Source organism: Enterobacter sp. JBIWA005 (assembly GCF_019968805.1).
GTDB classification, from domain to species: Bacteria; Pseudomonadota; Gammaproteobacteria; order Enterobacterales; family Enterobacteriaceae; genus Enterobacter; species Enterobacter vonholyi.
Genome location: NZ_CP074159.1, coordinates 4,244,321 through 4,265,750, shown reverse-complemented (window position 1 = coordinate 4,265,750; position 21,430 = coordinate 4,244,321). Strand labels below are relative to the sequence as shown.

Annotated in this window: 16 protein-coding genes, 2 tRNA genes and 4 rRNA genes; 12 read left to right on the top strand and 10 right to left on the bottom strand. The window is 52.4% G+C overall.

All coding sequences use genetic code 11. From position 1 onward, the window contains the following. Positions 1-24: 24 nt before the first annotated feature. Both fmt and def read right to left on the bottom strand, forming a co-directional pair. The gene (fmt, locus tag KGP22_RS20270; RefSeq protein WP_223580605.1) at positions 25-972 is read right to left on the bottom strand and encodes a methionyl-tRNA formyltransferase; all 948 of its coding nucleotides are present in this window, start codon (positions 970-972) and stop codon (positions 25-27) included. Positions 973-996: 24 nt separating this feature from the next. Beyond that, the gene (def, locus tag KGP22_RS20265) at positions 997-1,506 is read right to left on the bottom strand and encodes a peptide deformylase (RefSeq protein ID WP_008503479.1); all 510 of its coding nucleotides are present in this window, start codon (positions 1,504-1,506) and stop codon (positions 997-999) included. Between the two features lie 127 nt (positions 1,507-1,633). On the opposite strand from def, the gene dprA reads away from it, so the two are divergent. Genes dprA through KGP22_RS20235 form a run of 6 tightly spaced genes read left to right on the top strand, consistent with a single transcriptional unit; the run spans position 1,634 to position 5,417 of the window. Next, positions 1,634-2,758 carry a DNA-protecting protein DprA gene (gene dprA / locus KGP22_RS20260; protein WP_111966072.1) on the top strand — a complete coding sequence of 375 codons (1,125 nt, stop codon included), beginning with the start codon at positions 1,634-1,636 and terminating at the stop codon, positions 2,756-2,758. Continuing rightward, on the top strand, positions 2,730-3,203 hold the full coding sequence (gene smg / locus KGP22_RS20255; protein WP_008503477.1) for a DUF494 family protein Smg: 474 nt from the start codon (positions 2,730-2,732) through the stop codon (positions 3,201-3,203). The genes dprA and smg overlap by 29 nt, the downstream gene beginning before the upstream one ends. A gap of 26 nt (positions 3,204-3,229) precedes the next feature. Beyond that, a complete protein-coding gene (locus tag KGP22_RS20250; protein WP_047652855.1) occupies positions 3,230-3,784 on the top strand; it encodes a topoisomerase DNA-binding C4 zinc finger domain-containing protein in 555 nt (184 codons plus the stop codon). Further along, positions 3,777-4,349 (top strand): L-threonylcarbamoyladenylate synthase type 1 TsaC, encoded by a 573-nt coding sequence (gene tsaC / locus KGP22_RS20245; RefSeq protein ID WP_023309444.1) that lies wholly within the window; start codon positions 3,777-3,779, stop codon positions 4,347-4,349. The genes KGP22_RS20250 and tsaC overlap by 8 nt, the downstream gene beginning before the upstream one ends. Before the next feature lie 4 nt (positions 4,350-4,353). After that, a complete protein-coding gene (aroE, locus tag KGP22_RS20240; protein ID WP_149367520.1) occupies positions 4,354-5,172 on the top strand; it encodes a shikimate dehydrogenase in 819 nt (272 codons plus the stop codon). Then, the gene (locus KGP22_RS20235) at positions 5,169-5,417 is read left to right on the top strand and encodes a DUF1488 domain-containing protein (protein WP_223580603.1); all 249 of its coding nucleotides are present in this window, start codon (positions 5,169-5,171) and stop codon (positions 5,415-5,417) included. The genes aroE and KGP22_RS20235 overlap by 4 nt, the downstream gene beginning before the upstream one ends. Here KGP22_RS20235 and KGP22_RS20230 read toward each other — a convergent pair. Next, positions 5,393-5,947, bottom strand: a complete 555-nt coding sequence (locus KGP22_RS20230; protein ID WP_223580600.1) for a gamma carbonic anhydrase family protein — start codon at positions 5,945-5,947, stop codon at positions 5,393-5,395. The two genes, KGP22_RS20235 and KGP22_RS20230, sit on opposite strands and share 25 nt — an antisense overlap. Positions 5,948-6,418: 471 nt before the next feature. Between KGP22_RS20230 and KGP22_RS20225 the strand changes: the two genes are divergently transcribed. The 6 genes from KGP22_RS20225 to rrf (KGP22_RS20200) all read left to right on the top strand — a co-directional run bounded on the left by KGP22_RS20225 (position 6,419) and on the right by rrf (KGP22_RS20200) (position 11,645). Beyond that, a 16S ribosomal RNA gene (locus KGP22_RS20225) occupies positions 6,419-7,960 on the top strand. 85 nt (positions 7,961-8,045) lie between these two features. Beyond that, positions 8,046-8,121 (top strand) — tRNA-Glu (locus KGP22_RS20220). Positions 8,122-8,303: 182 nt separating this feature from the next. Beyond that, positions 8,304-11,209, top strand: a 23S ribosomal RNA gene (locus KGP22_RS20215). A gap of 71 nt (positions 11,210-11,280) precedes the next feature. Next, a 5S ribosomal RNA gene (rrf, locus tag KGP22_RS20210) occupies positions 11,281-11,396 on the top strand. Between the two features lie 14 nt (positions 11,397-11,410). Continuing rightward, positions 11,411-11,486 (top strand) — tRNA-Thr (locus KGP22_RS20205). A gap of 43 nt (positions 11,487-11,529) precedes the next feature. Further along, a 5S ribosomal RNA gene (gene rrf / locus KGP22_RS20200) occupies positions 11,530-11,645 on the top strand. The 16S, 23S and 5S rRNA genes sit together here with 2 tRNA genes alongside, the layout of an rRNA operon. 106 nt (positions 11,646-11,751) lie before the next feature. Here the strand turns inward: rrf (KGP22_RS20200) and KGP22_RS20195 are convergent. The 7 genes from KGP22_RS20195 to KGP22_RS20165 form a co-directional block, all read right to left on the bottom strand. After that, positions 11,752-12,510, bottom strand: coding sequence for an amino acid ABC transporter ATP-binding protein (locus KGP22_RS20195; protein WP_111965009.1), 759 nt, complete (start codon positions 12,508-12,510; stop codon positions 11,752-11,754). A gap of 7 nt (positions 12,511-12,517) precedes the next feature. Then, positions 12,518-13,621: an amino acid ABC transporter permease gene (locus KGP22_RS20190; protein ID WP_111965008.1), complete on the bottom strand. Its 1,104-nt coding sequence runs from the start codon at positions 13,619-13,621 to the stop codon at positions 12,518-12,520. Positions 13,622-13,630: 9 nt separating this feature from the next. Then, the gene (locus KGP22_RS20185) at positions 13,631-14,812 is read right to left on the bottom strand and encodes an amino acid ABC transporter permease (RefSeq protein ID WP_111965007.1); all 1,182 of its coding nucleotides are present in this window, start codon (positions 14,810-14,812) and stop codon (positions 13,631-13,633) included. A 66-nt stretch (positions 14,813-14,878) separates the two neighbouring features. Beyond that, positions 14,879-15,904 (bottom strand): amino acid ABC transporter substrate-binding protein, encoded by a 1,026-nt coding sequence (locus KGP22_RS20180; RefSeq protein ID WP_023333654.1) that lies wholly within the window; start codon positions 15,902-15,904, stop codon positions 14,879-14,881. A gap of 473 nt (positions 15,905-16,377) precedes the next feature. Then, positions 16,378-16,599 carry a lipoprotein gene (locus tag KGP22_RS20175; RefSeq protein WP_008502867.1) on the bottom strand — a complete coding sequence of 74 codons (222 nt, stop codon included), beginning with the start codon at positions 16,597-16,599 and terminating at the stop codon, positions 16,378-16,380. Positions 16,600-16,903: 304 nt separating this feature from the next. Further along, positions 16,904-20,017, bottom strand: coding sequence for an efflux RND transporter permease subunit (locus KGP22_RS20170; protein ID WP_111965006.1), 3,114 nt, complete (start codon positions 20,015-20,017; stop codon positions 16,904-16,906). Positions 20,018-20,028: 11 nt separating this feature from the next. Next, a complete protein-coding gene (locus KGP22_RS20165; RefSeq protein WP_245405362.1) occupies positions 20,029-21,165 on the bottom strand; it encodes an efflux RND transporter periplasmic adaptor subunit in 1,137 nt (378 codons plus the stop codon). Positions 21,166-21,430: the final 265 nt, after the last annotated feature.

The following is a 21,430-nucleotide window of genomic DNA, read 5'->3' as shown; positions in this document are numbered from 1 at the left end:
ACCGGGCCTTAAGAATAAATTTGCTCAGGCAAGACGGTTGCCCGGGATAAACCATTCGCGACGGGAATTTAACAGATCCTGAGCGCTCATGGCTTTCTTACCGGCCGGTTGGAGCGATTCAAGATTCAATATCCCTTGCCCAGTCGCCACCTGGATGCCGTTCTTGTTGGCGTCAACAATCGTACCGGGTTCAGCCGTAGTAGTACCGCTAATGACGGAGGCTTTCCACACTTTCACCGGCTGCTCATCAATCTCTATCCAGCTCATCGGCCACGGATTGAAAGCGCGAATGCAGCGTTCAAGCTGAGCGGCCGACAGGGACCAGTCGATCCGCGCTTCTTCTTTGCTCAGCTTTTCGGCATAAGTCACCAGCGCGTCATCCTGAACTTCCGGTTTCGCCGTATTGTCAGCAAGCTGCTGGAGCGTCTCGATAAGCCCTTGTGGACCGAGGTCTGCCAGTTTGTCATACAGCGTGGCGCTGGTATCGTCTGACGTAATGGGGCAGGCCAGTTTATACAGCATATCGCCGGTGTCTAAACCTACGTCCATCTTCATAATGGTAACGCCCGTTTCGGCATCACCTGCCCACAGCGAGCGCTGAATAGGTGCAGCACCACGCCAGCGCGGGAGCAAAGACCCATGCACGTTGATGCAACCCAGGCGAGGCATATCGAGCACAGCTTTTGGCAGGATTAAACCGTAAGCCACCACCACCATTACGTCGGCTTTCAGGTCAGCGACCAGCTGCTGATTTTCCTGGGGGCGTAACGATACGGGCTGGAAAACGGGTAGCCCATGCTCTTCTGCCAGCACTTTTACCGGGCTGGGCATCATTTTTTTGCCGCGACCAGCAGGACGGTCCGGCTGGGTAAAGACGCCAACAACCTTGTGACCGGAAGATAACAGCGCGTCAAGATGACGCGCTGCAAAATCAGGGGTTCCCGCGAAGATAATTCGTAGTGTTTTAGACACGATGATCCTTGTATCCGGGGGGCGTTATGCGCGAGAACGCAAACGATCCAGTTTTTCTACTTTCTGACGAATACGCTGCTGTTTCAGCGGTGAGAGGTAATCGATAAACAGTTTACCGACAAGGTGATCCATCTCATGCTGAATACAAATCGCCAGCAGGTCATCTGCTTCCAGTTCGAACGGATTACCGTCACGATCCAGGGCGCGAATTTTCACCTTTTCAGCTCGCGGCACTAACGCACGCTGTTCAGGAATAGACAGACAGCCTTCCTCAATACCGGTTTCGCCACTCTTTTCGAGCAGCTCAGGGTTGATCAGCACCAGGCGGCCATCGCGATTTTCAGAAACATCAATCACGATAATACGCTTATGAATGTCTACCTGCGTCGCCGCCAGACCAATGCCTTCTTCGGCGTACATGGTATCGAACATATCATCAACGATACGCTGGATTTCTGCATTCACTTCTTTGACCGGTTCAGCGACGATGCGAAGGCGCTCGTCCGGAATATGTAACACTTGCAAAACTGCCATAAATTTCCAGAGTCGTGTTCAGGAGTTGATAAGAATACTACCTCTATTCTAGACAAATCCCCCATCGATTGACAGCATCAGTGACCAATCGCAATGATTGCGGAGGCCGCTTATGGCAGGGGAAAGGATGACGTTGACCGAGATATGGCTACGGCTAATACACACAGGGTCTCTGTGTGGTGATGTAATGCTGGAAGCGGCTGCACGACTGCAGAAGCAGGAAGGCATCGACACGCTTGTCTTAAGAAATGCTGGACTGACAGCAAAGCAGGCTGAACGATTCTTTGCGTTCAATGAGAGTGAGCTGGAACGTAGCCTGCTATGGCTTGAGCAGCCGGGGCATCATTTATTAACGGCCAACCATCCCCTTTATCCCCCTTTGCTTCGCACGATCCCTGATTATCCCGGTGCATTATTCATAAAAGGTAACCCAGAGACGCTTAATACCGTTCAGCTGGCGGTGGTAGGCAGTCGTGCGCCGTCATGGTACGGCGAGCGATGGGGGAAAATCCTGTGCGAACAGCTTACACAAAGTGGTTTCACGATTACCAGCGGGCTGGCCTGTGGTATTGACGGCGTTGCCCACAGCGCGGCGCTGTCAGCTAAAGGACAAAGTGTCGCGGTGCTGGGGAACGGTCTTTTTAGCATTTATCCACGCCGACATCAGGCATTGGCGATGCGGCTTATTGAATCTGACGGCGCGATAGTCTCTGAGTTTCCGCTTTCCGCGCAGCCCAGGCCGGCAAACTTTCCGCGTCGTAATCGAATTATCAGCGGGCTTAGCAAAGGCGTGCTGGTAGTTGAAGCTGCGCGGCGAAGCGGTTCGCTGGTCACGGCACGATGCGCGCTTGAACAGGGGAGAGAGGTCTTTGCCTTGCCCGGCCCGATAGGTAACCCCGGATGCGAGGGGCCCCACTGGCTGATTAAGCAAGGGGCCACACCGGTAACGGAAGTAGGGGATATTCTTGAAAATTTGCAATATGGATTGCAATGGCTACAGGAAGATCCCGAAAAGCGACAATATTCATCAGATCAGGGAAAGGTGGCATTGCCATTTCCCAAGCTCCTGGCTAACGTAGGAGATGAGGTAACACCTGTTGACGTTGTCGCTGAACGTGCCGGCCAACCTGTGCCAGTAACGGTAGCACAGCTACTCGAACTGGAGTTAGCAGGGTGGATCGCAGCTGTACCCGGCGGCTATGTCCGATTAAGGAGGGCATGCCATGTTCGACGTACTGATGTATTTGTTTGAGACTTACATCCATAACGAAGCAGAAATGCGAGTGGATCAGGACAAATTGACACAGGATCTTACCGATGCGGGGTTTGAGCGGGAAGACATCTATAATGCGTTGATGTGGCTGGAAAAACTGGCTGATTATCAGGAAGGCCTGGCCGAACCGATGCAGCTTGCTTCTGATCCATTGTCAGTACGCATTTATACCGCAGAAGAGTGTGAAAGGCTGGACGCCAGCTGCCGGGGATTCATCTTATTCCTTGAGCAGATTCAGGTGCTGAACCTCGAAACGAGAGAAATGGTGATAGAGCGCGTCATGGCGCTGGATACAGCAGAATTCGAACTGGAAGATCTCAAATGGGTGATCCTGATGGTTCTGTTTAATATCCCGGGCTGTGAAAATGCCTATCAGCAAATGGAAGAATTACTCTTTGAAGTGAATGAAGGTATGCTGCACTAATTCAATGTGCAGCACCAAGAGTTGTTATGGCCAAATCAGCACTATTCACGGTGCATAAAAACGAGCCCTGCCCGCAGTGCGGGGCTGAACTTGTTATTCGGTCCGGGAAACACGGCCCGTTTCTCGGTTGTTCACACTATCCGGAATGTGATTATGTTCGTCCTCTGAAAAGCCAGGCGGATGGACATATCGTTAAAATTCTGGAGGGTCAGTATTGTCCCGTGTGCGGTGGTGAATTAGCCCTGCGGCAGGGGCGTTTCGGCATGTTTATTGGATGTAGCCGCTATCCAGAATGTGAGCATACGGAACAAATTGATAAGCCTGATGAAACGGCAATTGCGTGTCCTCAGTGTCAGCGCGGTCAGCTGGTACAGCGCCGTTCCCGTTATGGTAAGACCTTCCATTCGTGCGATCGCTACCCTGAATGCCAGTTCGTCATCAATTTTAAACCAGTAGCGGGAACCTGCCCTCATTGCAATTATCCGCTACTGATAGAGAAGAAAACCGCGCAAGGCATGAAACGCTTCTGCGCCAGTAAACAATGTGGAAAGCCGGTTACGGCGGATCAAAATAGTGAATAATAACCTGCCATCAGGCTCCATTGCGCATGCTGTGGACGTACTGAAAAATGAAGAAGTCATCGCCTATCCAACTGAAGCTGTTTTTGGGGTCGGTTGCGATCCTGACAGCGAGACGGCTGTGAGCCGTCTGCTTGCCCTGAAACAAAGACCCGTCGAGAAAGGACTGATTTTGATCGCTGCGAATTACGAGCAGCTTAAACCTTATATCGACGACTCCATGCTTACGCCGGCGCAGCGCGAGACTATCTTCTCCGCGTGGCCGGGACCGGTGACCTTCGTCTTCCCGGCGCAGCCGACAACCCCGCGTTGGTTAACCGGACGCTTTGATTCCCTCGCCGTTCGCGTAACTGACCATCCGCTGGTGGTTGAGCTTTGTCTGGCATTTGGTAAACCGCTAGTCTCAACAAGTGCTAACCTTACCGGATTGCCGCCTTGTCGGACAACCGAAGAAGTGCTGGCGCAGTTCGGGAATGACTTCCCTGTTGCTGTCGGTGAAACGGGAGGGCGCCTGAATCCGTCTGAAATTCGCGACGCTTTGACCGGCGAACGTTTTCGCCAGGGGTAATCTCATGGAAACCTATGCTGTTTTTGGCAATCCCATTGCACACAGCAAATCACCGTTGATCCATCAGCAATTCGCGGAGCAGCTGGAGATTGATCATCCCTACGGCCGCATACTGGCGCCAGTGGATGCTTTTATCCCAACGCTGGAGGCCTTTTTCGCCGCGGGGGGCAAAGGCGCGAATGTGACGGTGCCTTTTAAAGAGGAAGCCTTCGAACGTGCGGATGAGCTAACCGAACGAGCTTTTCTGGCTGGTGCAGTCAATACTCTAAAACGGCTTGAGGATGGACGCCTTTTGGGTGACAACACCGACGGAATTGGTTTACTCAGCGATCTGGAAAGACTCTCCTTTATCAAGCCCGGATTCCGGATCCTGCTGATTGGCGCGGGTGGCGCATCGCGGGGCGTTCTGTTGCCTCTGCTTTCACTGGACTGTTCGGTGACCGTTACTAACAGAACCTTTTCCCGGGCAGAAGCGCTGGCGGCGTTGTTTGCGCATACCGGCAGCGTGAGCGCGGCAGCTCTTGACGATCTTGCCGATCGTGAGTTCGATCTTGTCATTAATGCCACATCCAGCGGCATTAGTGGTGAGATCCCGGCGATCCCCGCTTCGCTGGTCAGTGCGCATATGTATTTCTATGACATGTTTTATCAGAAAGGGAAGACGCCTTTCCTTTATTGGTGTGAACAACACGGTGCGAAAAAGTTAGCCGATGGACTCGGCATGCTGGTGGGGCAGGCTGCGCATGCGGTGCTTCTCTGGCACGGGGTGTTGCCTGCAGTCGAGCCGGTCATTGAAAAGTTAAAGCAGGAGCTTTCGGCGTGAATCAGGCTATTCATTTTCCGGACAGAGAGAGCTGGGATGAAAGTAAGCAAGCGGTCTGTTTCCCGGTTCTGGTACACGGCATGCAACTGACCTGTGCCATTCATGGGGAAACGCTGTTGCGTCGTTTTGGCGGTTCAGATCCGATAGCGGTATTTTGCGAAAATCGCTGGGATCTGGAAGAGGAAGCCAGCGATTTAATCCGCGAAGAGCAGGAAGACGATCAGGGTTGGATTTGGCTATCCTGATCCAAATAATCATTTTTCCATTTTACGTAGTTGTTCGCCGAGTATTTTAATCCTTCGATCTCTGCCTCCTTAAGGGGGCGGATCTGTTTTACCGGACTTCCCAGATAGAGATAGCCGCTCTCCAGCCGTTTGTTCGGCGGGACCAGGCTACCGGCTCCAATCATCACGTCATCTTCTACTATGACACCATCCAGCAAAATCGACCCCATGCCAACAAGTACGCGATTTCCGATAGTGCAGCCGTGAAGCATCACTTTATGGCCGACGGTAACCTCTTCTCCAATGATGAGGGGATTACCTTCCGGGTTATAGGAGGATTTGTGCGTGACGTGCAGGACGCTACCGTCCTGAATATTGGTACGTGCACCAATCGACACATAGTTAACATCACCCCTGATGGCGACGAGTGGCCAGATACTGACATCGTCGGCCATTCGGACATCACCAATCACCACGCTGCTGGCATCGATCATCACGCGATCGCCTTTTTGGGGGAACAGATCTTTATAAGGACGTAATACTGCGGGCATATCTACCTCTAACAATGAGCGCTATACAGAAGACTTTGATCGTATTAATGGATCGAGGCAAGGCAAAATACGTCAATATTTAAGCAGATCGGGCGGGATTTCAGCGAAAAGCGCGGAAAATCAGCAGTCGGAAAAAAAGATCTAAAAAATACTTGTGCTAAAAAATGGGATCCCTATAATGCGCCTCCATCGACACGGCGGATGTGAATCACTTCACAAACAACCCGGTCGGTTGAAGAGAAAAAATCCTGAAATAACGGGTTGACTCTGAAAGAGGAAAGCGTAATATACGCCACCTCGCAACGGTGAGCGAAAGCCGCGTTGCACTGCTCTTTAACAATTTATCAGACAATCTGTGTGGGCACTCAAAGTGACATGGATTCTTAATGTCTTCGGACAATAAATGAATACCAAGTCTCTGAGTGAACATACGTAATTCATTACGAAGTTTAATTCACGAGCATCAAACTTAAATTGAAGAGTTTGATCATGGCTCAGATTGAACGCTGGCGGCAGGCCTAACACATGCAAGTCGAGCGGCAGCGGAAAGTAGCTTGCTACTTTGCCGGCGAGCGGCGGACGGGTGAGTAATGTCTGGGAAACTGCCTGATGGAGGGGGATAACTACTGGAAACGGTAGCTAATACCGCATAACGTCGCAAGACCAAAGAGGGGGACCTTCGGGCCTCTTGCCATCAGATGTGCCCAGATGGGATTAGCTAGTAGGTGGGGTAACGGCTCACCTAGGCGACGATCCCTAGCTGGTCTGAGAGGATGACCAGCCACACTGGAACTGAGACACGGTCCAGACTCCTACGGGAGGCAGCAGTGGGGAATATTGCACAATGGGCGCAAGCCTGATGCAGCCATGCCGCGTGTATGAAGAAGGCCTTCGGGTTGTAAAGTACTTTCAGCGGGGAGGAAGGCGTTGTGGTTAATAACCACAGCGATTGACGTTACCCGCAGAAGAAGCACCGGCTAACTCCGTGCCAGCAGCCGCGGTAATACGGAGGGTGCAAGCGTTAATCGGAATTACTGGGCGTAAAGCGCACGCAGGCGGTCTGTCAAGTCGGATGTGAAATCCCCGGGCTCAACCTGGGAACTGCATTCGAAACTGGCAGGCTAGAGTCTTGTAGAGGGGGGTAGAATTCCAGGTGTAGCGGTGAAATGCGTAGAGATCTGGAGGAATACCGGTGGCGAAGGCGGCCCCCTGGACAAAGACTGACGCTCAGGTGCGAAAGCGTGGGGAGCAAACAGGATTAGATACCCTGGTAGTCCACGCCGTAAACGATGTCGACTTGGAGGTTGTGCCCTTGAGGCGTGGCTTCCGGAGCTAACGCGTTAAGTCGACCGCCTGGGGAGTACGGCCGCAAGGTTAAAACTCAAATGAATTGACGGGGGCCCGCACAAGCGGTGGAGCATGTGGTTTAATTCGATGCAACGCGAAGAACCTTACCTACTCTTGACATCCAGAGAACTTTCCAGAGATGGATTGGTGCCTTCGGGAACTCTGAGACAGGTGCTGCATGGCTGTCGTCAGCTCGTGTTGTGAAATGTTGGGTTAAGTCCCGCAACGAGCGCAACCCTTATCCTTTGTTGCCAGCGGTTAGGCCGGGAACTCAAAGGAGACTGCCAGTGATAAACTGGAGGAAGGTGGGGATGACGTCAAGTCATCATGGCCCTTACGAGTAGGGCTACACACGTGCTACAATGGCGCATACAAAGAGAAGCGACCTCGCGAGAGCAAGCGGACCTCATAAAGTGCGTCGTAGTCCGGATTGGAGTCTGCAACTCGACTCCATGAAGTCGGAATCGCTAGTAATCGTAGATCAGAATGCTACGGTGAATACGTTCCCGGGCCTTGTACACACCGCCCGTCACACCATGGGAGTGGGTTGCAAAAGAAGTAGGTAGCTTAACCTTCGGGAGGGCGCTTACCACTTTGTGATTCATGACTGGGGTGAAGTCGTAACAAGGTAACCGTAGGGGAACCTGCGGTTGGATCACCTCCTTACCTTAAAGAACCTGCCTTTGCAGTGCTCACACAGATTGTCTGATGAAAAGTAAATAGCAAGGCGTCTTGCGATTGAGACTTCAGTGTCCCCTTCGTCTAGAGGCCCAGGACACCGCCCTTTCACGGCGGTAACAGGGGTTCGAATCCCCTAGGGGACGCCACTTGCTGGTTCGTGAGTGAAAGTCACCTGCCGTCATATCTCAAAACTGACTTGCGAGTCACGTTTGAGATATTTGCTCTTTAAAAATCTGGATCAAGCTGAAAATTGAAACGACACATCTTAATGGTGTGTTCGAGTCTCTCAAATTTTCGCAATCAGAAGTGAAACATCTTCGGGTTGTGAGGTTAAGCGACTAAGCGTACACGGTGGATGCCCTGGCAGTCAGAGGCGATGAAGGACGTGCTAATCTGCGAAAAGCGCCGGCGAGGTGATATGAACCTTTGACCCGGCGATGTCCGAATGGGGAAACCCAGTGCAATTCGTTGCACTATCGTTAACTGAATACATAGGTTAACGAGGCGAACCGGGGGAACTGAAACATCTAAGTACCCCGAGGAAAAGAAATCAACCGAGATTCCCCCAGTAGCGGCGAGCGAACGGGGAGCAGCCCAGAGTCTGAATCAGCTTGTGTGTTAGTGGAAGCGTCTGGAAAGTCGCACGGTACAGGGTGACAGTCCCGTACACGAAAGCACACAGGCTGTGAACTCGAAGAGTAGGGCGGGACACGTGGTATCCTGTCTGAATATGGGGGGACCATCCTCCAAGGCTAAATACTCCTGACTGACCGATAGTGAACCAGTACCGTGAGGGAAAGGCGAAAAGAACCCCGGCGAGGGGAGTGAAAAAGAACCTGAAACCGTGTACGTACAAGCAGTGGGAGCACCTTCGTGGTGTGACTGCGTACCTTTTGTATAATGGGTCAGCGACTTATATTCTGTAGCAAGGTTAACCGTATAGGGGAGCCGAAGGGAAACCGAGTCTTAACTGGGCGTTAAGTTGCAGGGTATAGACCCGAAACCCGGTGATCTAGCCATGGGCAGGTTGAAGGTTGGGTAACACTAACTGGAGGACCGAACCGACTAATGTTGAAAAATTAGCGGATGACTTGTGGCTGGGGGTGAAAGGCCAATCAAACCGGGAGATAGCTGGTTCTCCCCGAAAGCTATTTAGGTAGCGCCTCGTGAACTCATCTTCGGGGGTAGAGCACTGTTTCGGCTAGGGGGCCATCCCGGCTTACCAACCCGATGCAAACTACGAATACCGAAGAATGTTATCACGGGAGACACACGGCGGGTGCTAACGTCCGTCGTGAAGAGGGAAACAACCCAGACCGCCAGCTAAGGTCCCAAAGTCATGGTTAAGTGGGAAACGATGTGGGAAGGCACAGACAGCCAGGATGTTGGCTTAGAAGCAGCCATCATTTAAAGAAAGCGTAATAGCTCACTGGTCGAGTCGGCCTGCGCGGAAGATGTAACGGGGCTAAACCATGCACCGAAGCTGCGGCAGCGACGCTTATGCGTTGTTGGGTAGGGGAGCGTTCTGTAAGCCGTTGAAGGTGTGCTGTGAGGCATGCTGGAGGTATCAGAAGTGCGAATGCTGACATAAGTAACGATAAAGCGGGTGAAAAGCCCGCTCGCCGGAAGACCAAGGGTTCCTGTCCAACGTTAATCGGGGCAGGGTGAGTCGACCCCTAAGGCGAGGCCGAAAGGCGTAGTCGATGGGAAACAGGTTAATATTCCTGTACTTGGTGTTACTGCGAAGGGGGGACGGAGAAGGCTATGTTAGCCGGGCGACGGTTGTCCCGGTTTAAGCATGTAGGCGGAACGATTAGGTAAATCCGGTCGTTTTTTAACGCTGAGGTGTGATGACGAGGCACTACGGTGCTGAAGTAACAAATGCCCTGCTTCCAGGAAAAGCCTCTAAGCATCAGGTAACATCAAATCGTACCCCAAACCGACACAGGTGGTCAGGTAGAGAATACCAAGGCGCTTGAGAGAACTCGGGTGAAGGAACTAGGCAAAATGGTGCCGTAACTTCGGGAGAAGGCACGCTGATATGTAGGTGAAGCCCCTGCGGGTGGAGCTGAAATCAGTCGAAGATACCAGCTGGCTGCAACTGTTTATTAAAAACACAGCACTGTGCAAACACGAAAGTGGACGTATACGGTGTGACGCCTGCCCGGTGCCGGAAGGTTAATTGATGGGGTTAGCGGTAACGCGAAGCTCTTGATCGAAGCCCCGGTAAACGGCGGCCGTAACTATAACGGTCCTAAGGTAGCGAAATTCCTTGTCGGGTAAGTTCCGACCTGCACGAATGGCGTAATGATGGCCAGGCTGTCTCCACCCGAGACTCAGTGAAATTGAACTCGCTGTGAAGATGCAGTGTACCCGCGGCAAGACGGAAAGACCCCGTGAACCTTTACTATAGCTTGACACTGAACACTGGTCCTTGATGTGTAGGATAGGTGGGAGGCTTTGAAGCGTGGACGCCAGTCTGCGTGGAGCCGTCCTTGAAATACCACCCTTTAATGGCTGGTGTTCTAACGTAGACCCGTGATCCGGGTTGCGGACAGTGTCTGGTGGGTAGTTTGACTGGGGCGGTCTCCTCCCAAAGAGTAACGGAGGAGCACGAAGGTTAGCTAATCCTGGTCGGACATCAGGAGGTTAGTGCAATGGCATAAGCTAGCTTGACTGCGAGAGTGACGGCTCGAGCAGGTGCGAAAGCAGGTCATAGTGATCCGGTGGTTCTGAATGGAAGGGCCATCGCTCAACGGATAAAAGGTACTCCGGGGATAACAGGCTGATACCGCCCAAGAGTTCATATCGACGGCGGTGTTTGGCACCTCGATGTCGGCTCATCACATCCTGGGGCTGAAGTAGGTCCCAAGGGTATGGCTGTTCGCCATTTAAAGTGGTACGCGAGCTGGGTTTAGAACGTCGTGAGACAGTTCGGTCCCTATCTGCCGTGGGCGCTGGAGAATTGAGGGGGGCTGCTCCTAGTACGAGAGGACCGGAGTGGACGCATCACTGGTGTTCGGGTTGTCATGCCAATGGCACTGCCCGGTAGCTAAATGCGGAAAAGATAAGTGCTGAAAGCATCTAAGCACGAAACTTGCCCCGAGATGAGTTCTCCCTGACCCTTTAAGGGTCCTGAAGGAACGTTGAAGACGACGACGTTGATAGGTCGGGTGTGTAAGCGCAGCGATGCGTTGAGCTAACCGATACTAATGAACCGTGAGGCTTAACCTTACAACGCCGAAGGTGTTTTGGCGAAGAGACAGAACAATCAATTTCAGCCTGATACAGATTAACAGAATTTGCCTGGCGGCTTTAGCGCGGTGGTCCCACCTGACCCCATGCCGAACTCAGAAGTGAAACGCCGTAGCGCCGATGGTAGTGTGGGGTCTCCCCATGTGAGAGTAGGGAACTGCCAGGCATCAAATTTAGCGTGCTGATATGGCTCAGTTGGTAGAGCGCACCCTTGGTAAGGGTGAGGTCCCCAGTTCGACTCTGGGTATCAGCACCACTTTATACTTAGGTTAAAGTTCGGCAAGAAGTAAAAGAATTTGTCTGGCGGCTTTAGCGCGGTGGTCCCACCTGACCCCATGCCGAACTCAGAAGTGAAACGCCGTAGCGCCGATGGTAGTGTGGGGTCTCCCCATGTGAGAGTAGGGAACTGCCAGACATCAAATAAGTGAGAAGGCCATCCGAAAGGATGGCCTTTTTGCGTTATGATTCTCGTGAAAACCGTAAGCCCGGTAAGCGCAGCGCTACCGGGCAGAAACTGCTGATTAGTGAATCACCTGCGACAGGAATGCTCGCGTACGCTCTGACTTCGGATGCGCAAAGAACTCATCCGGTGGCGCCTGCTCAACAATCTCCCCGCGGTCCATAAAGATCACCCGATCGGCTACGGTTCGCGCAAATCCCATCTCGTGAGTCACGCACAGCATGGTCATGCCGGATTGTGCCAGCCCAATCATGGTGTCCAGAACCTCTTTCACCATTTCCGGATCGAGGGCAGATGTCGGTTCATCAAACAGCATAATTTTCGGTTTCATACACAGTGAACGGGCGATAGCCACACGCTGCTGCTGGCCACCCGATATCTGGCCAGGGAACTTATTGGCATGCTCTGCGATGCGCACTCGCTCCAGATAGTGCATTGCCAACGCCTCGGCTTCCTTTTTCGGCATCTTCCGTACCCAAATCGGTGCAAGCGTACAGTTCTGCAGAACGGTCAGGTGCGGAAACAGATTAAAGTGCTGAAAGACCATACCCACTTCCTGACGCACGCGTTCGATATTGCGGATATCTTCATTCAGCTCGATACCATCAACCACAATGCGTCCTTGCTGATGTTCTTCAAGATGATTAATACAGCGAATGGTTGTGGATTTCCCGGAGCCAGAAGGGCCGCAAAGGACGATGCGTTCTCCCTGCTTTACCTTAAGATTAATGTCCTTCAGGACATGAAACTGTCCGTACCATTTATTCACACTTTCCAGCGTAATCATCGCGTCGGCGGGTGTCATAGTTATTTGGCTCATAATTTCCTCAGTGCGGTGTACGCCCGGTGTTAAAGCGCTTTTCCAGATGCTGGCTGTAGCGCGACATGCTAAAACAAAAGATCCAGTAGATCAGGGCAGCAAAGACATATCCTTCGGTGGACATACCCAGCCAGACTGGGTCAACGGTCGCCTGTTGCACGCTGCTAAAGAGATCGAACAATCCAATGATGATCACCAGGCTGGTATCCTTGAAGAGGGCAATGATCGTGTTGACCAGACCCGGGATGACCAGCTTGAGTGCCTGGGGAAGAATGACCAGCCCCTGAGTTTTCCAGTAGCCGAGCGCCAGTGATTCCGCCGCTTCGTACTGGCCTTTAGGCAACGCCTGCAGACCACCGCGCACAACTTCTGCAACATAGGCGGACTGGAAGAGAATTACCCCGACCAGGGCACGGATCAGTTTGTCGATCGTTGTACCTTCTGCCATAAATAGCGGCAGCATGACCGACGACATGAACAGGACGGTGATAAGCGGGACGCCACGCCAGAACTCAATGAAGATAACGGAGAGCACGCGTACAATCGGCATTTTTGAACGCCGTCCCAGGGCCAGTAAAATCCCCCACGGTAGCGCACCGGCTATCCCCACAGAAGCGATAATCAGCGTCAGCGTCAGCCCGCCCCACTGGCGTGTTTCAACGCGTTCCAGCCCAAGGAAACCGCCATACAACAGCACCCAGACAATAATCGGATAAACCACCGCCCAGACGGCAATATAGCGTCCACGGTGAGGCAGCTTGTTCCAGAACATGACTGCGACAGAGAGCAGGCCGATAACCAGCGCCAGATTAATCCGCCAGCGCTGTTCATGCGGATACAACCCATACATGAACTGACCGAAGCGTTCATGGATAAACACCCAGCAGGCACCGGCTTTTGTACAGTCTGCCCGAGTTGAACCGACCCAGTTGGCCTGTAAAAACGCCCAGTTCAGCAGAGGAGGAATCAATTCCCACATGAGCCACAGGCAGACAATCGTCAGCAGGCTGTTACTCCAGCTGGAGAACAGGTTCTTGCGCGCCCAGAGAATGAAACGTCCACCTGTCGAGTTGGCAGGGCGCGAGGAGTGCGACAGTATCGCTTTTGTCATCATAAATCCTTAGCGCTCGACCAGTGCTATACGACGGTTATAGAGGTTCATCAGCAATGAAATCACCAGGCTGATGATGAGATAGACAGACATCGTGATGGCGATGGTTTCAATGGCTTGTCCGGTCTGGTTAAGCACGGTTCCGGCGAAGAGTGACACCATATCCGGATAACCAATAGCGGCGGCCAGCGACGAGTTTTTAACGATGTTGAGATACTGGCTGGTCAGAGGCGGAATGATGACCCGTAAAGCCTGCGGGATAATGACCTGGCGAAGCGTCACGGTATGGGGTAATCCCAGCGAGCGTGCCGCCTCGTGCTGTCCGTAAGGTACGGCCTGGATCCCGGCACGAATAATCTCGGCAATAAACGCGGACGTATAAATCGACAGCGCCAATGTTAGAGCTGCCAGCTCGGGAATTAACACCATTCCACCCTGGAAGTTAAAGCCTCGTAGGTGTGGAACATCCCAGTGCAACGCGGCCCCAAACAGCCAGTGTGCCACCAGCGGCAGGCTAACGAGCAGGATAACTGCCGTGGGCCAGGTTCTGCGAAGCTGACCGGTTTTGATCTGATGCTTGCGGTTAAAACGGAATACCCCGGCAGACAGAGCAAACGCTATCACAATCGCGCCGATAAAAGCGTACAGACCTTCACCCGGCAGAGGAGAAGGGATAGACAACCCACGGTTGCTCAGGAAAAAAAGCTCAAACGCGTCGACGGCCTGACGGGGGCCGGGTAGGTTACGCAATACGGCAAAATACCAAAAGAAGATCTGCAGGAGCGGGGGGATATTGCGGAACGTTTCAATATAAACAGTCGACAGCTTCCGCAGGAGCCAGTTTTCAGAAAGACGCGCCAGGCCAATAAAGAAGCCCAGTATCGAGGCGAAGACGATACAAAGCGCCGATACCAGCAGCGTATTCAGTAAACCGACCACGAACACGCGTCCATACGTGTCACCTTCCTGGTAATCAATAAGATGCTGAACAATACCAAACCCCGCGCTGCGGTCTAAAAACGCGAAACCGGAGGTAATGCCGCGATTATTCAGGTTGGTGATGGTGTTATGGATGAGATACACGGCGATGAGAACAACCGCAACAATAGCAATAATCTGGAATAGCCAGGCGCGGACCGCGGGATGAGAAAAGGATAGCGATCCTTTTACGGCTGAGCGGCGATGGGACATAAGAAACCTCAGTAACCATGACTCTGGAGTGGGCACTGCCGCAGCAGTGCCCGTTACAGCTATGACTTAACGTACTGGTGGTGCGTACTGAATACCGCCGTTGTTCCAGAGATTGTTCTGGCCGCGTTTGATCTTCAGCGGGCTTTCCGATCCCACGTTGCGTTCAAAGATCTCAGAGTAGTTGCCCACCTGTTTGATGATGTTGTAAGCCCACTTGTTATCCAGCTTCAGATCCTTGCCGAAATCACCTTCTTTACCGAGCAGGTGCGCCATATCCGGGTTGGATGGTTTAGCAGCTTTCTCGTCCACGTTTTTCGAGTTGATGCCCATCTCTTCTGCGTTCAGCATGGCGAACAGCGTCCAGCGAACAATGGAGAACCAGTCTTCATCGCCACGACGAACGACAGGGCCGAGAGGTTCTTTGGAGATCACTTCAGGCAGAACAATCCATTCTGCCGGGTTGCTCAGCTTAATGCGTAAGGCATACAGCTGTGACTGGTCAGAGGCCAGCGTGTCGCAACGGCCGGATTCCAGCGCTTTAGCCGATTCATCCGAGCGGTCGAATGTCACTGGCGTATATTTCATGTTATTTGCTTTGAAATAATCGGCGACGTTCAGCTCGGTATCGGTGCCCGCCTGGATACAAACGGTGGCCCCATCCAGCTCCTTAGCGCTTTTCAGGCCGGCTTTGTTGTGGGTCAGGAAGCCGATGCCGTCATAATAGGTCACGCCCGTAAATGACATCCCCATGCCTGCATCACGGGATGACGTCCAGGTGGTATTACGGGAGAGCATGTCGACCTCGCCGGACTGCAGTGCCGTAAAGCGTTCTTTCGCCGTCAGCGGGGTGTATTTTACTTTGCTGTCATCACCAAAAACGGCGGCTGCAACGCCACGGCAGACATCCACATCAATACCGGTAAATTTGCCGTTCGCATCGGCATAAGAGAAGCCAGGCAAACCGTCACTGATACCGCATTGAACAAAACCTTTCTTTTTAACGGCATCCAGTGTCGTTCCCGCATGGGCTTGACCAGCTACGGCAAACAACATGCCTGCAGCGGCCAGGCTGGCTATCATCGTCTTTTTCATAATGCATCCTGTGTGGCGAAATTTATCGTTATAGAGGCGTTTTTAAACGCTTTACCTGTCTGTGGCTTTGGCCAACGTTTATAAAGCAAACGTAATGCCAGTTTTGCGTCCGACAAAATTAGAGATGAGTGAACGCTTAATGCTGAGTGTAGACAGGCTTAAATAAAACGAGCGCCCTGAAACGGTGCGAAATTACAACCTGTGCCACAAATTGGAGCAAAAGTTTTGAGTCGAGTCAGGAAAAAGAAGAGATAGTTTTCAGCGTGAATATTGGCAGGGTATTCAATAATATTAATGTGTGAAAATCATCACGATAGGCCAGGTAATTTGAGTGACTATACGAAAAAGTTGTGACTGGCGTCAGGCTTAAATTAATTACGCGAATAAATGCGGGGCTATTTTTTTACTTATTTGAAAATGCTGCACTCATTAAAAGCAAAAGCGCGGACAGAGCCGCGCTTTCTCAACAGATGTTACTTCGTCAGGGCAACAATACCCAGCGTCAAACCCGCCACTGCGGCAGCACCGCCGGCGATAGCACCTGCAGTTTCCCAGTTATCCTGGGTGGTGCCTTTCATACAGGTATTGGTATGAACCAGTCGGCCCTGGTCGTCGTAAACCGGTACACATGGAGAGTCGTGCGCGCAACCAGCAAGCAGCGCAGCGAGGAGTGCAACGGAAATGAATCTTTTCATGATGTTACCTCAGTATTATTTCTCGTCCGCTATAAAGCCAGGAGGGCAATTAACGAACTGGAGGTTATTTTACCACCGGGGTAAGTCCACGTTACACGAGGAATAATCTCAAATTATGTAGTTTGTAAAAATCGTGGAGAAAAGCCGGTTTCAGGACGAATTAATGGAGACATTATGAAGGGGTAATAGAGTGTTTTTACTTAATACAAACCATCGTATTTTTAACATGACTTTTGCTTAATGCCTAATTCATTGTTTATCTTAAAAATAAAAAAGGCACCTGAGGTGCCTTTTTAGGGAAATGTTAATCTTTATGACGGGTAAAGCGTCGACGGACAACCACAAAGAAGACGGGCACGAAGAAAATCGCCAGAAGCGTTGCAGAAAGCATTCCCCCCATCACACCCGTACCGACGGCGTTTTGTGCGCCGCTCCCGGCCCCGGCGCTGATTACCAGCGGCATGACACCAAGGATAAAGGCCAGGGAAGTCATCAGGATCGGTCGAAGGCGCATCCTTGACGCTTCCAGTGTGGCTTCAATGATGCCTGAACCTTCTTTCTCCATCAGGTCCTTAGCAAATTCGACGATCAAAATGGCGTTTTTCGCCGATAAACCAATCGTCGTCAGCAGGCCGACCTGGAAATAGACGTCATTGTTTAATCCACGCAGTGACGCTGCGAGAAGCGCCCCAATGACCCCCAGCGGCACAACCAGCATAACGGAGAACGGAATGGACCAGCTTTCATACAGCGCTGCCAGACACAGGAACACCACGATCAGTGAAATGGCGTACAGGGCAGGTGCCTGGTTACCCGAAAGCCGCTCCTGATAAGACATCCCCGTCCAGTCATATCCGATACCGGAAGGCAGTTTTGCCGCGAGACTTTCCATCATAACCATAGCCTCACCGGTACTTTTACCCGGGGCTGACTCACCGAGGATCTCCATAGAGGGCATCCCGTTATAGCGCTCCAGTCGGGGTGAACCATAGACCCAGCGAGCGTTGCTAAAAGCTGAGAAAGGGACCATTTCTCCATTCGCGCTGCGCACGTAAAGGTTGTTAATATCTCCTGGCAACATACGGAATTTTGCGTCGGCCTGTACGTAGACTTTTTTCACGCGCCCATGATCGATAAAGTCGTTCACATAGGTGCCACCTAAGGCCGTCGAAATCGTCTGGTTGACGTCAGAAAGACTGACGCCCAGCGCCTGCGCTTTCTCCTGGTCGACATCAAGCTTGAATTGAGGCGTATCTTCAAGACCGTTAGGACGCACGCTAACCAGCAGGTCAGGGTGCTCTTTTACCATGCTAAGCAGTTGGTCACGCGCCTGCGTTAGCTGGGTATGCCCCAGGTTAGCCTGATCGATTAATTCAAAATCGAAGCCCGTGGCGGTACCCAGTTCGATAATTGCAGGCAGGTTAAACGGGAACACGAGTCCATCTTTAATCTGACTGAAGGCTTTGGTCGCGCGACCGACAATCGCCTCAACGCCGTTTTTCTGTCCCGGGCGTTCCTCCCAGGGCTTCAGGCTGACGAAGGCAATGCCGGCGTTCTGACCCTGGCCGCTAAAGCTAAAGCCATTTACGGTAAAGACGGATTCGACGTTCGCCTTCTCTTTGTTCAGGTAATAGTCCTGTACCTGGTCGAGCACCTGTTGAGTACGCGTCTGAGTTGCACCTGCCGGGAGTTGAACCATCGTCATGAACACCCCCTGATCCTCTTCGGGCAGAAAGGAGGTAGGTAAGCGCAGGAAGAGCACCGCCATCCCACCGACGATGATGACGTACACCACCAGATAGCGCCCTGTCTTGCGCAAAATACCGCTCACGCTGTTGCTGTAGTGCTCCACGCTTTTATCAAAGAGCGCATTAAACCAGCTGAAAAAGCCACCTTTTTTCTGACGATGGTCGTCGGATACGGGCTTAAGCAACGTTGCGCAGAGTGCGGGCGTCAGGATTAGCGCAACCAGTACCGACAGCGCCATAGCGGACACGATAGTCAGTGAGAACTGGCGATATATTGCTCCAGTCGAGCCGCCAAAAAAGGCCATTGGAATAAAGACCGCCGAGAGCACCATGGCGATCCCTACCAGCGCACCCTGGATCTGCTCCATCGACTTCTGCGTGGCCTCTTTGGGCGGCAGGTTATCCTCGACCATGACGCGTTCAACGTTCTCAACGACCACGATAGCGTCATCGACCAGCAGACCTATCGCCAGCACCATGCCGAACATCGTCAGGGTATTGATGGAGAAACCAAATGCCGCCAGAACCGCGAAGGTACCCAGCAGAACGACCGGCACCGCGATAGTCGGGATGAGCGTTGCCCGCAGGTTTTGCAGGAAGAGGTACATGACCAGGAAGACGAGAATGATTGCTTCAAACAGGGTCTTCACCACTTCGTGGATAGAGATTTTTACAAAAGGCGTGGTGTCATAGGGATAGACAACTTTCAGACCCTGTGGGAAGAACTGCTGCAGTTGCGTCAGCTTGCTCTTAATGGCAGCCGCAGTGTCCAGCGCATTTGCTCCGGTTGCCAGCTTGATCCCGAGACCGGTTGCCGCCTGCCCGTTGATTTTAGTGACCATGTTGTAGTTTTCGCCACCGAGCTCAATGCGAGCCACATCCTTCAGATGAACCATCGAGCCGTCCTGATTCACCTTGAGCGTCACGCGGCCAAATTCCCCCGGTGATTTCAGGCGAGTTTGCGCGATGATCGAGGCATTCAGCTGCTGACCGGGAATGGACGGCGTTCCGCCCAGCTGGCCTGCCGCTATCTGGTCGTTCTGCGTTTTCAGCTGGCTGATAATATCCAGCGGCGTCAACTGGTATTTGTTCATCGCGTTGCTGTCGAGCCAGATGCGCATCGCATACTGAGCACCAAACAGCTGCACGTCGCCAACGCCAGACGTTCGGCTGATGGCATCTTTGACGTTTGAGGCGACGTAATCAGAGATGTCGTTCTGCGTGAGATTTTTGTTGTCAGAAACAAAACCGGCGACCAGCAGGAAGCTGCTGCTGGATTTCTCCACGCCGATCCCTTGCTGCTGCACCTCTTGCGGCAGCAGCGGCATGGCGAGCTGCAGCTTGTTTTGCACTTGTACCTGAGCGATATCCGGATCGGTTCCTGACTCGAAGGTCAGAGTGATGGTGACGTTGCCCGCTGAATCGCTGGTGGATGACATATACATCAGGTTATCGATACCGTTCATGTTCTGTTCGATAACCTGAGTCACGGTATCCTGTACCGTTTGAGCGTCAGCTCCAGGGTAAGTCGCGGATATCGCCACGGCGGGAGGTGCAATGGTTGGGTACTGTGCGACGGGGAGTTTAAGAATGGCCAGCCCGCCTGCAATCATCAAAATGATGGCAAGTACCCAGGCGAAAACCGGTCTCTGAATAAAGAAATTAGCCATGTCGTCGTCCCTTAACCGGCTGGAGTCGTTGTGGTATCCGGCGTGGCGACGACGGTTACCCCCGGTCTGACTTTCTGTAGCCCGCTGACGATCACGCGGTCACCGTTTTTCAGCCCTTCTGTTACCAGCCAGCGGTCCCCAATCGCCTGAGGCGCAACGACGGTACGCGACTCAACCTGGTTTTTATCGTTCACCACCATCACGGTGGCTTCGCCTCGCGGTGTGCGGGTCACGCCTTGCTGGGGAACCAGAATCGCATCCGGCTGCGTACCTTCATCAATGCGGGCGCGAACGAACATGCCGGGTAACAGCAGATGTTGAGGATTCGGGAAAATGGCGCGCAGTGTAATCGAGCCGGTACTTTCGTCCACCGTGACGTCAGAGAACTGCAATCTGCCTTTCAGCGGATAGGGCTGTCCGTTCTCCATCAGTAGCTCAACGCTGCTGACGTTATCGCCTTTTTGCAGGCTCGTTTGTTTAAGGCGCATAAAATCATTGCTAGACTGGGTGACATCGACATAAATAGGATCGAGCTGCTGGACCGTTGCCAGCGCAGCGGTTTGTCCGTTCGTCACCAGCGCCCCTTCCGTCACGCTGGATTTGCCGATGCGACCATCGACGGGAGACGTCACCTTGGTATAAGCAAGATTGATTCGTGCACTTTCAACGCCCGCTTTGGCGGCGACGACGCTGGCATCTGCCTGCTGGGCCGTGGCGACGGCCTGGTCATACTCTTGCTTGCTGACATACTGTGTGCCGACCAGCGGGAGATAACGTTTCACCGTCAGGTGCGCAATATTGGCCGCCGCCTGGGCCTTCGCCAGCTCGCCTTTCGCGTTATCGTATGCCGCCTGATAGGTTGCAGGATCAATCTGATAAAGCGAATCCCCGGCTTTTACATCGCTACCTTCCGTGAAGTTGCGGCGCAGGATGATACCGCTAACCTGCGGACGAACCTCTGCAACGCGGAACGCATCTGTTCTTCCCGGGAGTTCAGTGGTGACAGCCAGAGGCGCGCTTTGCACAATATGCACGCTGACCTGAGGTGCCTGCAGGTGTTGTTGATTTTCCTGACCATCGCATCCAGTGAGCAGTACCGCGCAGACAATGAAACCGGAAAAGGGCAAGCGTCTGAAATGATTCGTCATTACTGTTCCTTTAAATACCCATAAACCGATATATGCCGCGAATCGGTAGCGGGGCAGAGGGATAAAAAATAAAATGTAGCTGCGTATAATAATGAGGGTATTTAATCTTTTTTAATTTATAAGTGCGAATGACCATGCTTGCAGAAAAAATCAGAATCAGACCATGTCCATTCAGGGGTATACTTCATGTATATTAATCAGGTAAGTGAGTTTAATGCTTCTTGTTATTCATGCCGCCAATTTAATTGATTTAATGTATTTGTAT

What these genes read in the sequence shown, in the direction of transcription:
- aroE (WP_149367520.1), top strand. Translation starts at nt 4,354, where the DNA reads ATGGAAACCTATGCTGTTTTTGGCAATCCCATTGCACACAGCAAATCA.
- KGP22_RS20190 (WP_111965008.1), bottom strand. Translation starts at nt 13,621, where the DNA reads ATGACAAAAGCGATACTGTCGCACTCCTCGCGCCCTGCCAACTCGACA.
- KGP22_RS20230 (WP_223580600.1), bottom strand. Translation starts at nt 5,947, where the DNA reads ATGCCCGCAGTATTACGTCCTTATAAAGATCTGTTCCCCCAAAAAGGC.
- smg (WP_008503477.1), top strand. Translation starts at nt 2,730, where the DNA reads ATGTTCGACGTACTGATGTATTTGTTTGAGACTTACATCCATAACGAA.
- KGP22_RS20195 (WP_111965009.1), bottom strand. Translation starts at nt 12,510, where the DNA reads ATGAGCCAAATAACTATGACACCCGCCGACGCGATGATTACGCTGGAA.
- KGP22_RS20175 (WP_008502867.1), bottom strand. Translation starts at nt 16,599, where the DNA reads ATGAAAAGATTCATTTCCGTTGCACTCCTCGCTGCGCTGCTTGCTGGT.
- def (WP_008503479.1), bottom strand. Translation starts at nt 1,506, where the DNA reads ATGGCAGTTTTGCAAGTGTTACATATTCCGGACGAGCGCCTTCGCATC.
- KGP22_RS20180 (WP_023333654.1), bottom strand. Translation starts at nt 15,904, where the DNA reads ATGAAAAAGACGATGATAGCCAGCCTGGCCGCTGCAGGCATGTTGTTT.
- KGP22_RS20185 (WP_111965007.1), bottom strand. Translation starts at nt 14,812, where the DNA reads ATGTCCCATCGCCGCTCAGCCGTAAAAGGATCGCTATCCTTTTCTCAT.
- KGP22_RS20170 (WP_111965006.1), bottom strand. Translation starts at nt 20,017, where the DNA reads ATGGCTAATTTCTTTATTCAGAGACCGGTTTTCGCCTGGGTACTTGCC.
- KGP22_RS20165 (WP_245405362.1), bottom strand. Translation starts at nt 21,165, where the DNA reads ATGACGAATCATTTCAGACGCTTGCCCTTTTCCGGTTTCATTGTCTGC.
- dprA (WP_111966072.1), top strand. Translation starts at nt 1,634, where the DNA reads ATGACGTTGACCGAGATATGGCTACGGCTAATACACACAGGGTCTCTG.
- KGP22_RS20250 (WP_047652855.1), top strand. Translation starts at nt 3,230, where the DNA reads ATGGCCAAATCAGCACTATTCACGGTGCATAAAAACGAGCCCTGCCCG.